The sequence below is a fragment of the Alloacidobacterium sp. genome (genome assembly GCF_035631355.1).
GTDB lineage: Bacteria > Acidobacteriota > Terriglobia > Terriglobales > Acidobacteriaceae > Alloacidobacterium.
Genome location: NZ_DASQIX010000083.1, coordinates 30,812 through 46,341, shown reverse-complemented (window position 1 = coordinate 46,341; position 15,530 = coordinate 30,812). Strand labels below are relative to the sequence as shown.

The 15,530-nt window shown below is 55.7% G+C and carries 13 protein-coding genes; 3 read left to right on the top strand and 10 right to left on the bottom strand.

Annotation, left to right across the window (positions count from 1 at the left end; translation table 11 throughout):
* Positions 1 to 97 precede the first annotated feature (97 nt).
* Positions 98 to 1,168: a CHAD domain-containing protein gene (locus tag VEV40_RS15230; protein ID WP_324833529.1), complete on the bottom strand. Its 1,071-nt coding sequence runs from the start codon at positions 1,166 to 1,168 to the stop codon at positions 98 to 100.
* Between the two features lie 4 nt (positions 1,169 to 1,172).
* Between VEV40_RS15230 and VEV40_RS15225 the strand changes: the two genes are divergently transcribed.
* On the top strand, positions 1,173 to 3,134 hold the full coding sequence (locus tag VEV40_RS15225; RefSeq protein ID WP_324833527.1) for a glycosyltransferase family 39 protein: 1,962 nt from the start codon (positions 1,173 to 1,175) through the stop codon (positions 3,132 to 3,134).
* An 82-nt stretch (positions 3,135 to 3,216) separates the two neighbouring features.
* Here the strand turns inward: VEV40_RS15225 and VEV40_RS15220 are convergent, their stop codons facing one another.
* Both VEV40_RS15220 and murC read right to left on the bottom strand, forming a co-directional pair.
* Complete coding sequence (locus tag VEV40_RS15220; protein WP_324833525.1) at positions 3,217 to 4,425, bottom strand: glycosyltransferase; 1,209 nt, start codon at positions 4,423 to 4,425, stop codon at positions 3,217 to 3,219.
* A gap of 50 nt (positions 4,426 to 4,475) precedes the next feature.
* Entirely contained in the window at positions 4,476 to 5,843 is a 1,368-nt protein-coding gene (gene murC, locus VEV40_RS15215; protein WP_324833524.1) for a UDP-N-acetylmuramate--L-alanine ligase, read from the bottom strand.
* A gap of 202 nt (positions 5,844 to 6,045) precedes the next feature.
* Between murC and VEV40_RS15210 the strand changes: the two genes are divergently transcribed.
* Positions 6,046 to 6,390, top strand: coding sequence for a hypothetical protein (locus VEV40_RS15210; RefSeq protein ID WP_324833523.1), 345 nt, complete (start codon positions 6,046 to 6,048; stop codon positions 6,388 to 6,390).
* Here the strand turns inward: VEV40_RS15210 and VEV40_RS15205 are convergent.
* The 5 genes from VEV40_RS15205 to pyrH all read right to left on the bottom strand — a co-directional run bounded on the left by VEV40_RS15205 (position 6,387) and on the right by pyrH (position 11,259).
* Positions 6,387 to 7,085 (bottom strand): ATP-binding protein, encoded by a 699-nt coding sequence (locus VEV40_RS15205; RefSeq protein WP_324833521.1) that lies wholly within the window; start codon positions 7,083 to 7,085, stop codon positions 6,387 to 6,389. The genes VEV40_RS15210 and VEV40_RS15205 overlap by 4 nt on opposite strands.
* A complete protein-coding gene (locus VEV40_RS15200) occupies positions 7,082 to 8,236 on the bottom strand; it encodes a PLP-dependent aspartate aminotransferase family protein (protein WP_324833519.1) in 1,155 nt (384 codons plus the stop codon). The genes VEV40_RS15205 and VEV40_RS15200 overlap by 4 nt, the downstream gene beginning before the upstream one ends.
* A 143-nt stretch (positions 8,237 to 8,379) precedes the next feature.
* A complete protein-coding gene (gene cysK, locus VEV40_RS15195; RefSeq protein WP_324833517.1) occupies positions 8,380 to 9,339 on the bottom strand; it encodes a cysteine synthase A in 960 nt (319 codons plus the stop codon).
* A gap of 46 nt (positions 9,340 to 9,385) precedes the next feature.
* A complete protein-coding gene (locus tag VEV40_RS15190; protein WP_324833516.1) occupies positions 9,386 to 10,501 on the bottom strand; it encodes an acyltransferase in 1,116 nt (371 codons plus the stop codon).
* 53 nt (positions 10,502 to 10,554) lie between these two features.
* Positions 10,555 to 11,259: a UMP kinase gene (pyrH, locus tag VEV40_RS15185; protein WP_324833552.1), complete on the bottom strand. Its 705-nt coding sequence runs from the start codon at positions 11,257 to 11,259 to the stop codon at positions 10,555 to 10,557.
* Positions 11,260 to 11,982: 723 nt separating this feature from the next.
* On the opposite strand from pyrH, the gene VEV40_RS15180 reads away from it, so the two are divergent.
* Positions 11,983 to 13,095 (top strand): tetratricopeptide repeat protein, encoded by a 1,113-nt coding sequence (locus VEV40_RS15180; RefSeq protein ID WP_324833514.1) that lies wholly within the window; start codon positions 11,983 to 11,985, stop codon positions 13,093 to 13,095.
* Here the strand turns inward: VEV40_RS15180 and VEV40_RS15175 are convergent.
* Together VEV40_RS15175 and VEV40_RS15170 are read right to left on the bottom strand one after the other, a co-directional pair.
* Complete coding sequence (locus tag VEV40_RS15175; RefSeq protein ID WP_324833513.1) at positions 13,092 to 14,126, bottom strand: hypothetical protein; 1,035 nt, start codon at positions 14,124 to 14,126, stop codon at positions 13,092 to 13,094. The two genes, VEV40_RS15180 and VEV40_RS15175, sit on opposite strands and share 4 nt — an antisense overlap.
* On the bottom strand, positions 14,113 to 15,240 hold the full coding sequence (locus tag VEV40_RS15170) for a tetratricopeptide repeat protein (protein ID WP_324833511.1): 1,128 nt from the start codon (positions 15,238 to 15,240) through the stop codon (positions 14,113 to 14,115). Before VEV40_RS15170 ends, VEV40_RS15175 begins: the two co-directional genes overlap by 14 nt.
* Positions 15,241 to 15,530 lie beyond the last annotated feature (290 nt).

Genomic DNA, 15,530 nt, shown 5'->3' with positions numbered 1-15,530 from the left:
GATTTGGAGTTGTGTTCTGGAAGTTTTTCGGTCTCGCAAGAAAGATACACGACAAATGTTCAGGCAAGGAGAGAGATGGGAACTGTCGAAGATTAATTTATTCGCCCAGACTTTTCGCCGAAGTATCGGACTTGAGATTTGAGCGCACGTTTCTGCGCCCTGTGTCCGCGGTCCCGTGCCCTGATATAACTAGCCACTCCCCCATCAGCTTCCCACGCAGACGATTTACTGTTTTCATCGCGAGCACATAATGGCGGTCGCGCTCTGCGTCGAGCAGCGCGATGAGTTTTTCTCCATCCGCGCCAAGCGCGTCGCGGGCTTCGTCGGAAAGTACCAGCCAGTCGTGCCAGTCACCGATGTCGTCCTGCAGCTTCTTAAGCGCGTTGCCAATGGCCAGCGCATAAGCGTCTTCGGCGGCGGTTTCGGCGAGGTAGCGCGCTTTCTTTGCTTCCTTGCGAAAATCGTGCAGATTATTGGCATCGATTTGCTGCATCTCGTTCACCAGGCGGGCGAAAGACTCCAGCGCAACCGTGGCGGCGCTACGGGGACGGCGGCGCGTGCGTCGTCCTTGTTGTATGGCAGCTTCCATCGCACTGGCCAGCTCATCGAACTTGGCAACTTGCTTCGCCGTCTTCTTCTTCAATTGCGCCGCATTGTGCTGGCGGGCATGATGCAGCCATGCATCTAGTTTCTCGGCCTGGTCCGCTACCGGATTCGTAGACAGTTCGGTGGCCGGGGCTTCAACTACATCCGGAGACGGGCCGACAACTATGGCGCCTTCGCTTACAGGCGCAATCAACTCCGCGCCTTCGTTCTTGCTGCCGAACTTGATCAGCTTGTGCAACAGCTTGCGGTGCACATCAAGATCGCGCACCGGGGCAGCAGCGCGACGTATTTTTTTGAGCACTACGAGCCACTCGGCGGCCAGCTCCTGCAATGACGGGTCGCCGCGCTCGCGCAGAATAGCTTCGATAATGGCCTGAAGGCGACGCGTGCCAGTGCGCACGTCGTGCACGGGGTCGGTATCCGGATCGGTCGCGCACTTTTCCAGATTGCCGCGCAGTATCGCTGTCAGCTTGCGCAGATGTTCGAAGACCACATCGGCAGGCTTTGATCGGCCTGCTGCTCTTCGCGGCCGTGCTGCGCTGATATTCTTGGAACTGGACATATCGATGGGTGACTCGACACTGCCTGGTAATAATCCTCGCAAACCTGCACTGATTTCGTCTCCGGCAACCGCCTGGACGTTGCTTTTGCTTGTCTTTCTCGCCGTTCACTTCGCGGCGCTGTTTTCGCCTTCTCTGTTAGATGACGCGGATGCGACCCATGCCAATGGCGCCGCGCACATGGCCACGAGCGGCGACTGGGTGACGCTTTACGTCAACGGCGTGCGTTACCTGGAAAAGCCTCCGCTGCCTTACTGGATGGTGGCGATTGATTATCGCATCTTCGGCTACAACGTTTTCGCCACGCACCTGCCGGAAACATTGGGCGTATTGGCTTGCGCTTTATTGGCATGGCTGTGGGCGCGACGCGCTTATGGTGAGCGCGCAGCGTTCTATGCTGCGCTGGCAATGCTCACGTGCTTCGGCGCTTTTCTCTGGACGCGCTTCTTCATTCCGGAATCCATCCTGACGTTTTTTATCGGACTTGCGCTCTACTGCTTTCTTACCGGACTCGACGACCGCAGGCCAGCGCGCATTTATGGGATGTATGCATCGCTGGCCATCGCTGTGCTGGCGAAGGGTCTAATTGCGCCGGTATTTTTTCTGGCGGCAGTGATTCCCTACCTCTGGATCACCGGCGAGTGGCGCAAGTGGCGTCAACTGCGGCTGCTCACCGGCCTGATACTTTTTTTTGCGATTGCCGCGCCGTGGCATATTCTTGCCGGCATCCGCAATCCTGACCATGGCAATCCAGTTGGCAATGTTCCCACGCCGGGACATGTGCATGGGTTTTTCTACTTCTATTTCATCAACGAGCATGTGCTGCGCTTTCTCGGCAAACGTTATCCACATGATTACAACAAGCAGCCGTTCTGGGTCTTCTGGCTGGGGCAACTTGTGTGGCTCTTTCCCTGGAGCCTCTATTTCCCCGTTGCGCTGAAACGCGCGTGGCGCAATCGCAGACTGGCATGGGCGGACGTGCGCTACAACGCATCCGACACTCTGCATTTTCTCGATGCGCGCAGTTCCGCGCATGAGGCAGCAGGCATGGCAGCCCGGGTACGCTTCCGCGCTCGCACCGGGCTGTTGCTGGCGATCTATGCGGTGTTTATTCTGGTTTTCTTCGCCATCTCAACCAATCAGGAGTACTACACTTGGCCCGCATACCTTCCAGTCCTGATACTTACGGCTGGCGCGCTGGGAGCTGTTGAAGAGGCGCCGGAAGCCGGGCGTTGGCTCAATGCAAAAAGTAAATGGCTGACTGGCGCTCATGCGGCATTCGCCATAGTGGGGATTGCCGCAGCCATTGCGCTTTGCAGCGGACTGTGGGCTTCGCGGCATCTGCCCTATGTCTCCGATATAGGCACCCGGCTCGCGCATCGCGGCGTGGGTGATTACTCGCTCGCTTCGTCGCATTTTTTCGATCTCACCGGGCCTTCGTTTGCGGCGCTGCGGCTGCCCGCTGCGCTGGCTGCAATTACGCTGCTGATCGGGCCGCTGGTGGCGTGGATTCTGCGTAAGCGCGGACACTCATTCGAATCAACAGTGTCGGTGGCGTTCACCGCTGCGGTCTTTCTCATCGCCGCGCATATTGCTTTTGTGCGTTTTGAGCCGATGCTCTCATCGCGCGCATTGGCAGATACCATCAATCGCCTGTCTGCGCCGAGCGATCAGCTCATTCTCTATGGCGACCAGGCGGACGGCTCTTCAGTGATTTTTTATACGCATCGCCAGGCGTTGCTGGTAGACGGCAGATCGTCCTCTATGATTTGGGGATCGTGCTATCCCGACGCTCCTCACATTTTTCTCGATGACAACGATCTGCTGTCGATGTGGGGCAAAGGACCGCGCAAATTTCTCTTCGTCCCCGGCGAGCACTACGCTCACGTTGAGTCGCTGCTGGCAGGGCGGCTGGTCAAGCTGCAGGAGTTGTACCCGAACACCCTGTATACCGACAGGCCGTTATAGATGCAGCAAAGAAACGATCAGCGATGGAACGGTCAGCTAAGAAGCGGTTAGCTTAAAGACGTTCAGCTTAAACGACCGCCTTCTAGCTGACCGCTTTATCTACTGGCTGCTTTATTAGCTGATCGCTCTTCTGCTGAGCCGGTTTCATTAACCCGCCTTCAGTGAGGCGGTATACCCGGCCGCGCCACAATATCTTGCTGCTGGCATAGCTTGCAGCCCAGTAGAAGAACCCCATCAAATCTCGCAGCGGATAGAGCAGAGTTGTGCGCAGCAAGTGGCGTTCTGCGACTACAGTTTTGCCTATGACTGCGGCCATTACAACGCGCGTCACAACACTGTATGCAATCAGCGCCAGCGCGAGATACGGCCTGTGCAGCCACCACGCGGCGTATCCCGCCAGCAATCCAAAGGGCACGGCGAAAGTCAGCGATGTTCCGAAATGGCCTTTGGGGCGTGAGAAACGCGTGGACTTCATCCAGCGCACCTGATGTTTTATCGATGCCATGAAGCTGAGATTCAAAACAATATGGTCGATCACATGATCTGAAAGAACGACCTCGTGCCCGTGCGCCGCTATCTGATTGCCAAGGACAAAATCGTCAGCGCAATACGGGCCGAGATAGCCGAATCCGCCCATCTCATTAACACAACTGCGGCGCACTGCCATGGTGGGACCGAGGGTGAACTGCATCCCTTCCATCAGATTGGCCGCCAGCACACCTGAGGTCATTTCGATAGACATGCCTGCCGCTTCGAGTTTTGACCAGAGACCCTCGTCGGCCACGCCGCGATAGAGGCAGGTCACCGCGCCTACTCTTGCGGTGGCGAATGGAGCGACCACTTCGCGGATGTAGTCTGGCGTAACGCGGACATCGCTGTCGCTGATGATGAAGATATCAGTGCTCGCTGCCGCGGCCATTTTTTCAAGCGACGATACTTTGGCGTTCATATAGGTGTTCTCGCCAGTGGTCAAGAATTTCGCGGGAATTGAAGGATACCGGGCAGCGACGCTGCGCGCGGTCTGCAATCCAGCATCATTCGCTGCGCGCGCGCAAAATAAGATCTCATAATCCGGATAATCCTGCTCAAAAAAGCTGGCGATATGCGCGTCGAGATTTGGCTCATCGCCATGCAAAGGTTTGAGCAGGCTGACGGCCGAATGGAAGTTTTCTTGCAGTGTCTTCCGGTGCTTTCTTTTCTCGGCGACAAAGCGGAATGCGCCGGCAAAAACGAGTCCGTTAAAGACGGTTGAGCTGATGAGACCAAGTATGCCGAGGCCCATCAGAATCATGGCTATTCTTGCGGAAATCACTCTTTATTAGGGTATCAGCCTGATATCAGCTATCCGGCTTTTAATTTGTCGAGCACCTGCGAGGCTAGCTGCGAAACATTGCCTGCGCCGAGTGTAAAAATCGCGTCACCTTCGGCTGCGAGAGAAACGACTCTGCTGATCGCTTCCTCCGGGCTGGCTGCATGTTCGATGTTGCTCTGGTGCATTGCCTCGGCAAGCGTTTTCGAGGTGACGCCAGGGATGGGCTCTTCACTTGCGGCATAGATGTCGAGTATCTCGGCTGTATCGGCATCTTCAAACGCAGTCAGGAATTCCTGCATCAGATCGCGGGTGCGAGTGTACCGATGGGGTTGAAAAATGACGTGAACGTGTCGATAGTTGCATTCACGAGCAGCGCGCAAAGTGGCGCGAATCTCTGTCGGGTGGTGGCCGTAATCATCTATGACAGCAACGCCGCGCTCGCAGCCCTTCAACTCAAAGCGTCGGTCAACACCGCGGAAAGAATCGAGGCCCTGCGCGATGGCTTCAGGCACGATTTCAAGCTGCGCAGCAATGGCTACGGCGGCGGTTGCGTTGAGGATATTATGTCTGCCTGGAACATGGAGCGAAAATGGACCGAACACCTGTCCATCCGCGGCAACTTCAAATCGGGCGCGCGCGTCATCGCAAAGCGGCAACATACGAGTGACGAAATCTGCCTTTGGCATGGTCCCGTAGGTAAAGACTCGGCGGCGCACGCGAGGCAGAATGCCTGCCAGTTGCTCATTGTCGATGCAGGCGACGCAGCTTCCGTAAAATGGCACGCGATCCATGAACTCGACAAAGGCATTCTCAACGTCTGCCATGTCGCGGTAGCAATCCATATGTTCGCGGTCGAGATTGGTGACGACGGCGAGAATGGGCGACAGCTTGAGAAACGACCGATCGCTTTCATCGGCTTCGGCTACAAGATAATGCGACTTGCCAAGTCGCGCGTTGGATCCAAGCGCATCCACTCTGCCACCAACTACAACCGTCGGGTCAAGATTGCCCGCGGCTAGCACAGTTGCGATCATCGACGTGGTCGTGGTCTTGCCGTGCATACCTGCGACAGCAATGCCATACTTCAGGCGCATGAGTTCGGCAAGCATTTCGGCGCGCTGGATGACGGGAATTTTGCGCGCCCGCGCTTCCATCACTTCAGGATTGCGCTCGTTTACTGCGGAACTGGTGACAACAACGCCTGAGCCGACGACATTGGCCGCAACATGGCCTTCAAAAACGATTGCGCCAAGCGATGCCAGTCTTTCAGTGATGGACGAGCGGCGCAGGTCAGAACCGGAAACGGCATAGCCGAGGTTGAGCAGGATTTCCGCAATACCGCTCATGCCGATTCCGCCGATGCCGATGAAATGCACGCGCTGTGCTTTTGCAAACATATTTCAGGACGCTTTGATTACTGTACCAGCGGCACTCGCGATGCAGATAACACCCGAAAAGATGCACGTTTTCAAGTTGTTTAATTCGCCACGCGTGCTCGAAATCCACCGCAACATTCCAGCCCGATCGCGGTTCACACGATTGGAAACAGAATGCTTGAGGCAGAGGGCAAGAACCTCAGAAGCATGAAGGAGATGTCCCATGAAATGCGTACTCGGTACTTTTGTTCTGGCTGCTGCTGCTTTGATACCCGCTGCCGCCGCGCGTGCACAGGTTGGCATTGCCGTCCAGATTGGGCCGCCAGTGCCAGCATATTACGCAGGTTACGTGCCGCCATGCCCCGGGCCTGGCTACTACTGGACGCCGGGCTACTATTCCGGGCCGGTCTGGGTACCGGGACGCTGGGCTTATCGCGCGTATTACGGCCCGCGATATTACGACCATGGCGCCTACTACTATCACCATGACCGCGATTGGGATGACCACGACCATGGCCGCCACAACGGCTGGTACAAGCACCATGACGACGACCATTGGCGCCGCTAACGGCCACTGACTCCGGATGCTCCCACAGCATCCGGAGTCAACTTTACATCCGCAAAAATAAACCCATCCCGCTCAACCACTTCTCCACTTTCAATTGCAATTGGCTTGCTGAACATCGGTCCTGCGTAAGCGTACGTGTGAAACTCTCCGTTCTCGGCGCATGGGTCAATCTCCGGTGAAAACTGCTCCAGCAGCAACTCGTCAAGATCGCATCCGGCAAATTCTTTCGGCAGTTTCTTTGGGTCAACGCAGACAATGCGTGCCTTTAGTCCGGAGCGCAGCATTGTTTGCACTAATTCTGTTGTATTGATTCCCCACAATGGAAACAACGGCTGCAGTCCGGTGCCAGCGAGGCGTTCTTCGCGGTAGCGGCGCACGTCTTGAAGAAACAAGTCGCCGAAGGCAATTCCCTCCATGCCGGAGGCAACAGCACGCTCGCAGGCGCTGCTCATGGCTTTTTCATATTCCGCGTTGGAACATGGCCAGGGCAGCGGGACCGTCCACAACGGCAAACCAGCAGCTATAGCCTGAGCTTCTAGAACTTCGCGACGCGTGCCGTGCATGGCTACACGGTCAAAGACTGTGTTTACTGTCGTAAGCAATCCGGCAATTTCATATTCACCGGACTGACGCAGGACATGCAGCGCCCAGGCGCTGTCCTTGCCACTGCTCCATGAAACGAGAATCTTCTTCACAGCTTCGCGAGCGCCTGGTCGAGATCGGCGAGCAGATCATCCACATCCTCAATGCCGACCGAAAGACGCACCAGGCCATCGGTGATGCCGAGCCGCGCTCGCTCCTCGGTTCTGACAGCCGCATGTGTCATCGTGGCTGGATGCGAGATCAATGTCTCGACGCCGCCCAGCGATTCACCAAGTGTGCAGATGCGGGCGCTCTTAAGCAGCATGTTCGCTTTTTCCAGCGATCCGGTTTCAAACGAGATCATCGATCCGAAGCCGGACATCTGCTTCTTCGCGAGATCATGTTGCGGATGGTCGGGCAGTCCCGGATAGTGGACCTTCTTCACCTTTTTGTGTTGCGCGAGATAAGCGGCGATCTTGCGCCCGCTCTCATCGTGCTGTCGCATACGAACTGCGAGTGTCTTTACTCCGCGCAGCACCAGCCAACTCTCAAACGGCGACAGAATGCCGCCGGTGCATTTCTGCACGAAGGCGAAGTCCTCGTTGTGCTTTGGCTTGGTTCCGACCAGCACACCGCCAAGGCCGTCGCTGTGGCCGTTGAGAAACTTCGTAGTCGAATGCATAACAATGTCGGCGCCAAGCTCAATCGGCCGCTGGAAATAAGGCGACATGAAAGTGTTGTCAACGCTCAGCTCAACTCCATTCCCGTGGCAAATATCGGCAACTGCGCGAATGTCAGTCAGCGTCATGATCGGATTGGTCGGAGTTTCGATATGCACCAGCTTCGTACGCGGCGTAATGGCGCGGCGGACGGCTTCCGTGTCCGACGTATCGACATAGGTGAACTCGATGCCGTAGTTCACCACGATGTAATTGAAGAGGCGCGCAGTGCCGCCGTAGACATTCTCGCCGCAGATGACATGGTCTCCAGACCTGAACATCGTAACCATCGCCATAATCGCCGCCATGCCGCTGCCGAAAACATGTGCGCTCGTTCCACCTTCCAGAGATGCAAGATTCGCCTCCAGTGCATCACGCGTGGGATTCGTGACACGCGCATATTCGTGACCTTTATTCTTCCCGATCTCCTCCTGTTGATAAGTGGAAGAGAGATAGATGGGCACGTTCACGGCGCCTGTCAGCGGATCAGCCGGCTGTCCGTCGTGAATCGCGCGAGTCGAGAATCCGTGGGTTGATTTCGTCATTCGTTGTGTACTCCTGTCGTATCTCTCTATTGCTCAGAATCAAGCTTTTTCGTGAAAAGCAATTTGCTGTTGTGTCAACGGAAACATTGCATAGATTCTTCGCACGGATTGCGCGCTCAGAATGACGGCATGGTCTGCAGAGGTTACAACCCACCTTCAAAAATTTTCTTCGACAAATACCGTTCCGCAGAATCAGGCACAAGCGTCGCGATGCGTTTGCCCGGACCAAGTCTTGTCGCGGCCGCCAACGAAGCGTGCACCATCGCTCCTGCGCTCGATCCGGCAAGCACACCTTCCTCTGATGCAAGCCGTTTGACCATGGCGAAGGCGTCAACATCGGTGACGCGAACAATTTCGTCGGCGACCGCGGCATCGAATGTTCTGGGAATAAACGAAGCGCCGATTCCTTCCACCTTGTGCGGTCCCGGCGCTCCACCCTGCAGAACAGAGCCTTCCGTTTCGACTGCGACAGTGAGAATGTTGCTGTCTTTCTCTTTCAGCAGCCGCGCAATGCCGGAGAAAGTTCCGCCTGTGCCCACACCCGCGACAAACGCATCGATGCGGCCTTCCATCTGCTCCCACAGTTCCCGCGCAGTTGTCTCGTAATGAAAACGTGGATTCGCCTGATTGTCGAATTGCAACGCGGGGAAAATATTGTCATTGTCCTTAGCCAGCGCCTGTGCGCGGCGGATCGCTCCGGTCATGCCTTCCGACTCAGGCGTACGCTCGACCGTCGCGCCGAAACCGCGCATCAGAATGCACTTTTCCTCTGCAAAGCCTTCGGGGACGAAGAGCACGACTTTATATCCGCGATTGACGCCAACAAGCGCCAGACCCACGCCCGTATTCCCCGCTGTAGCCTCCACGATGGTCGAGCCGGGCTTAAGAAGGCCCCGCGCTTCGGCATCGAGGATCATGCCCAGGGCGGCGCGGTCCTTGACGCTTCCTCCGGGGTTGAGGAATTCGAGCTTGGCGTAGACATCGGCCATCCGGGCGGTGGTGAGGCGGCGCAGGTGCAGCATCGGCGTCTGCCCCATCAGTTCGGTGATGTTTTCGGCAATGCGCAGAGAATGGGCGGGTTGTAGCGTGGATGAATCCGTCATAACAAAACTTTTTAGTGTAGCAGGCGGGAGATAGCTGAGGCGTGTGCTAAACAGCGGCGCGGGTTCTGATCCATTTCTGTATGGGCTTTTCGATGAGCTTCATCGTCAACAGTGAAATAGCAATCAGCAGAGCATAGCTGATCCACGGATCAAACACAATCAGATGCGTTGCTTCCAGCACATGCGATTTGTGGATCAGGTCCCACAGGTTGAAGTGCAGGATATAGAGGCAGTAGCTCGCCTGACCCACGGCCACGAAGGGCCAGAAGCCGAAGAAGCGAGCGATGATATTGTGACCGGCAAGGCCGAGAATGGCCAGTCCGAAGAGCGGCATCATCAGGCCGTCGTGCATCATCGCAAACGGAAAGTGGTCGCCATAATAGAGAACCGCGTAAATTGCGCCTACTCCAAGAACCCCCAGCAGCAGCCGCCAACGGCTGCTCCGCGCAATGCGCGTATCCACATCGGCCAGCACAATGCCGAAGAGAAAGGCTGGCACATGCGGCGGTGGCGTGAATTTGACGGCGCGCATCCAGAAACTGTCCGTGTAGCGGCCGGGAGGTCCGTCCGGCTGGAGCAACGTATAGAGTCCAGGCAGCACCATGGCTGCGGCCCATAACAGGGCGAGCAAGCCAATCAGGCCACGCCATCGCTTTGGACGCTTCCAGCAAACGACGACGGGAAAGATCAGGTAGAAAAATGCTTCAGTGCACATCGTCCATGCAGGCGTGTTCCAGAATGTCGCCAGCTTTGGACTCCAGCCCTGCAGCAGCAGCGGCGTCAGCACGAAGCCCAGCGCGAATTCGCCGTGGCTGCGCGCATGCCACTCGGCCATCAGCATGCTGAGCGAAACCAGCAGCCCGACGATGTATACCGGATAAAGTCGCGAGAATCGCGCCGTCCAGAAGTGCCCGGCATGCAAATGCCCTTGCTGCGCCCGATCGCTGTAGTTGTAGGCGAGAATAAAGCCCGACATCAGCAGGAAAAAACTGACCGAGGTATAGCCATTGTCCACAATTGGCGCGAACGGCCCGAACCACTTCGGGTTCGAGAAATGATAGAAGACGATGTTCAGCGCGGCGAAGGCGCGCAATCCGGAAAGCGCCGGAAGCATCGACTTCTTCTCCGGCTTTGCAGATCTTGCCGGCGAAGGGCGCGGCATTTCAACAGGTGGCTCCAGCACCGCAGCCGATGGACCGTGTTGCAATTCTATGTTCAGGCTGTCACCAGCGAGCCGACCTTCTCCCCGCTGATTACTCGGCGGATGTTTCCCGGCCGGTTCATGTTGAAGATAATCATGGGCAGATTATTATCCTTACACATACTCACCGCGGTCGTGTCCATTACTTTCAGACCCAGCCGCAGTATGTCCATGTACGTAATCTGCTCGAATTTCACTGCATCGGTTTTGATGACCGGGTCGGCGTCGTAGATGCCTTCCACTTTCGTCGCTTTCAGTAAGACGTCCGCCTTGATCTCCATGGCACGCAAAGATGCGGCTGTGTCTGTGGAAAAATATGGATTCCCTGTCCCGGCGGCAAAGATCACCACGCGGCCTTTTTCCAGATGCCGGATGGCCCGGCGACGAATATACGGCTCGCAGACCTCGTGCATCTCAATCGCCGACATGACGCGCGCATGAGCGCCCTGCTTTTCCAACGCATCTTGAATGGCGAGCGCATTGATGACCGTGGCCAACATTCCCATGTGGTCGGCGGAAACGCGGTCCATCTCGCGCGCCTGTTCGGCCACGCCGCGAAAGAAATTGCCTCCGCCTACGACGACGCCGACATCGACGCCCAGTTCGCGCACTTCGGCGATTTCGCCGGCAATCTCGTGCACGCGGTCACCGTCAACGCCAAAGCCGCGGCCTGCAGCCAGCGCTTCTCCTGATAGCTTAAGAACGACGCGGTTATACATTCTTTTGAGTATCGCATGGGATGGCAAAGGGGCGAAATCAGGTGAGGCCATCCCCCAGTCCGACAAAGTCCCACGTAGAAAGACCGGCGCTCTCATTGCTTTGGTAGTATCTCTGCAATCAAATCCATCATGTAGCTCGCCATGGGTGGATCGGTTCACAAGCGCGACAAGCACGTAGTTCGTTTTAGGCAGAATATGCAGCTCACCATTGATTCCCGGAGCGCCGCCGCCGTGGCCATAGGCGCCGCCCTGATCTCGAATCGAGCGACTGAATTGCCTTTTGTACGGTAGATGCCGGCCCAAGCCGAAACTCACTCCTCACGGACGGCTTGACTATGAATTTCCGAGGCGCCGCGTTGTGCGACTGCCTGTAACGCTGCGCGCTGTCCGGCTGACGGTTGTTCCCAGAGCAATCCGCAATAAGTAGACTGCCCATTGACCATAAGCCGATGATTGAAGTTAGGTCGGATGAATCGAGATTCCGCTTGTCTTTCAATGCTGCACAATTCCAGAGTCTTTGCAAGCAAAGCCCCGAAAAGGGCTGGACATCTGCGAAGCTGGAGTAAATCGAACTTTTTATTTTCGAAACTCCATGAAGCTAAGTTTTAGCAGTTTGCTGCGGATGTCTTGCCTTGGATCTGACCGCCACAGATCGTTTATCAGTAATTCGCGCTTCAACTACGAAACAGCGATCTCGTAAGCCGCTGAGCTATTCTTTATGCGATGCGCACAGCTTTCTTGTCCCTGCTAATTTTGGCCGGCAGTTTATTTGCTCAACAGTCGGAACCGGACGCTCTTTTCAAGAGTGCCGTTGAAGCTCAGCAGCGCGGCGACAACCAGACAGCAATTCAGGACTACGAACAGCTCCTTAAGCTTCGCCCGAATTTACCTGAGGCGCGCGCTAACCTCGGCGTTGCGTTAACGCACGAAGGCCGTTTTGACGAAGCAATCAAGCAGTATAAGATCGCGCTCTCGTCTACGAATGATGATGCCATCCGCATGAACCTGGCGCTCGCCTACTACAAAAAGGACGATTTTGAAAGCGCCCGTCGAGAGTTTGAAGAAGTCCGCAAGACTCAGCCGGATAATGTGCAATTGGCGATTCTTCTTGGAGACAGCGATGTTCGCCTGGATCACGCTGGAGATGCGGTTGCCATACTCACTCCGCTTGAAGCAGCAAACACTGGAAATCCTGATTTCGAATACGTTCTCGGCAAGGCGCTGATTCAATCGGGGAATCGGCGCGATGGGGCCGAGCGCCTTGAGAATGTAGCGGACCAGACTCACAGTGCGGACGCATACTTTCTTGCAGGCTCGACACTTATCGATCTGAATGAATTTGTCCGGGCCAGGACTGATCTGGAAACCGCGCTTCAGTTGAATCCAAATCTGCCGCGGATCTATTCGCTGGTTGGTATCGCGCGCGACATGAATGGCGACATCACTAACGCTGAGCCAGTCCTTCGCGAGGCGTTGCGCCGTGATCCCGATGATTTCGACGCTAATGTGTATCTAGGATCCATTCTGTACAAAGAACGCAAAATGGAAGAAGCGAAGAAGTACCTTGATCATGCGCTGCAGCTTCAGCCTGCATCACCGACCGCGCGTTATGAGATTGCGATGTGGGAGAGCACCTCCGGCAATTACGAGGAAGCAGCGAAAAATCTTGAAGCGCTCACCAAGTCGAACCCAAATTGGCTGCAGCCGCACGTTGAGCTCGCTAATGTCTACTATCGGCTGCATCGCCCCGCCGATGGCGCAAAAGAGCGCGCAATCGTCGCGCAATTGAGTGCGCAGCAGCAGAGCGAAGGACCTCCGAAGCTGCCTCAGCCCTAGTTCGGGTATGGTTCGCCAGGTTTCACGATGCGAATATCGTGATCTGTGAAGACGAAGTGTCCTCCGGGGAAGGGCACCTTCGGCATATGGCAGCTTGAACAATTCGATTTCGCTACAGGGCATACCTTCGCATGGGGCGGCGCCATGGATGCAGCTTCGGAATGGCAGGCGAGGCATTTCTGGTCATAATATGCCGCCTCGCGCGAAACCCTCTTATGGGGATCGTGGCACGCAATGCAACTGATACGAGGATCAGCTCCGTCAAAACACTTGCTGTTCGCCAACCGGTAAGGCTGGAATCGCACATTGGCCGGCCCGCGCCATCCTGCTCTCACCACCAGTTCCCAACTACGGTGACACTGGCCGCAGAAGTTCGAAATATCTTCGGACGAGAGATTTCCCAGGCTCGGTGGAGAATTGCTGAAATCGCCCTTCATAGCGTTCGCAAAATGAGCGTTCGCACCGATATGGCAGTGCTCACAACCCACCCCAGGCTTAAAGGCAGTGAGGTTCAGCTTGTGATCAATGACCGCATTCGTTGCGTGACAACCAAAACAAGTCGTAACACCCTCGCCGTCGATTGGCCTGCCAATGGCCTCTTCGAGAGTCTTCGGAGCGAGACCGTCGTCGCCAACTGTGACATCCAACCCTCGTGTCAATGGATAGTAGCTGACCATACTCTCGTACATGTGACCGCCGTGTTCAAGAACCCAGGTTTGTGCCTGTGCGCCCATCGACCACAAAACGGGAATGGAAATCGAAGCCGTTCCATCGCTCACGATGTACTGGGTTGTCCCCTCGCGAGTCTCAACTAAATAGGAGTACGCACCTCGATGAAAGGTTAGTTTCGGATATGCTTTGAGGGTCTCGTTCTGTTCCGGTAACTGCATCGCACGCCCCATTTGCGTGTCAGGCTGTGTAAGCGCCTGCTTCTGATGGCAGCTTCCGCAAGTCGTTACGCTCTGCTTCTGTTCAGCGGACAGGCCCGCGCAACTAAACATCAGGACCAGCAGCACTTTATAGATTTTCATTTGCTGCCGTTCCCTGGCCGGAAAGCTTCAGACACAAAAGGCGTTCACGCCTGGCGTCGTCCCTTTGTCCCAGCTTGGAGTACGCTTTTGCCAGTGCCAGGTGCGCTTCAAGATTGTTCGGATCGCCTTTCAGCACTGCCTCAATATGAGGCAACCCACCCTGAATATCCCCAGTTTCAATTAGATCTTTTCCAAGCGCCAACTGCGCCATAGGCAATGAAGGCTCTTCTTCGGCCGCCTTTTGTGCGTTCGGAAGAGCAGCGGCAAACTCTCCTTGCATTCCCAGTGCCCATGCCAGCATGGAATGCACGATTGCGCTGGATGGAGAAATATCAAGTTCCTTCCTGAGTTGAAGAATCGCCTGCTCCTGGTCTACCGATGAAAGCAAATATCCGTAGGAGTAATGAAGATTAGGCGTATTGGGATAGCGCTCGAAGAGATCGGTAAAAGCTCGGGCAGCGCCAGGCATATCACCGGACATGACCTTGGCCGCTGCCTGTCCGGCTGCCAAGACTAAACCCTGCTGGGAAGGATGAATATCCGACGGAAACATTGGCATTCGCAGCACTGCAAGCCCAATGCCATTCGTCACATCCGTGTTTACGTTACCATGCTTCACTATAACGCTGTATTTCGCCAAGGCTTCTTCAAATCTGTCCAGTTTCGTCAGCAGTATGGCTTCGTGATAAGAAATGATTCCGGCATTCCGCGGATTGTTTGCCGCTCCAAGCGAAATGCCGTGCTGCAGGTCATGGAGGGATTCCTGATAGCTTCCCAGTTCGAACTCGCAAAGCCCGCGCAGTGCGTATGCTGGACCAGCGTTCGGCGTCAACTCGATGTAGTGCGATAGGGCTTCCACTGCAGAAGTGTAATTGTTCACGCCATACCGCAGCGTTCCCAGGTACCACCAGCCCTCCGCCCAGTCACCATGGAGCCGAACTGCTCGCTGATAAAGCTCGATTGCGCGGGGAATATCCTGCTGCTCACGCGCGGCAGATGCCGCAGATGCGACCTGGTTGAAATCTCCAGGCGAGTTCTGCGCCAGGGACCCCTCAGCAGTTAGAAAGAGCATTGCCAGTCCCGCCGAGAGAACAAATAGCGAGAGGTAACCCATGTATTTTCTCGTAATTATGCTGTCTTGGGCCGCTGATTCGCTCATACCGATGAGAGGTGCTTCCGTCAGGAGATACATTCGCTGCGAGGTTACAATATCACGCGAAACGAGCAGATCGGCATGCCCAAGAGTCAGGACAATAAATGACGCTTGACAGCCATTCTTCGACAGGTGTAGTTATTCTGTGAACATGGTAACGATATCATTTACATGCACTCAAGGGATGTAAGAAGGCTCTTCCCGCCCAGATCGCCAAGGCCATGGTCTTTGCACCTTTAAGTAAGCCGGCA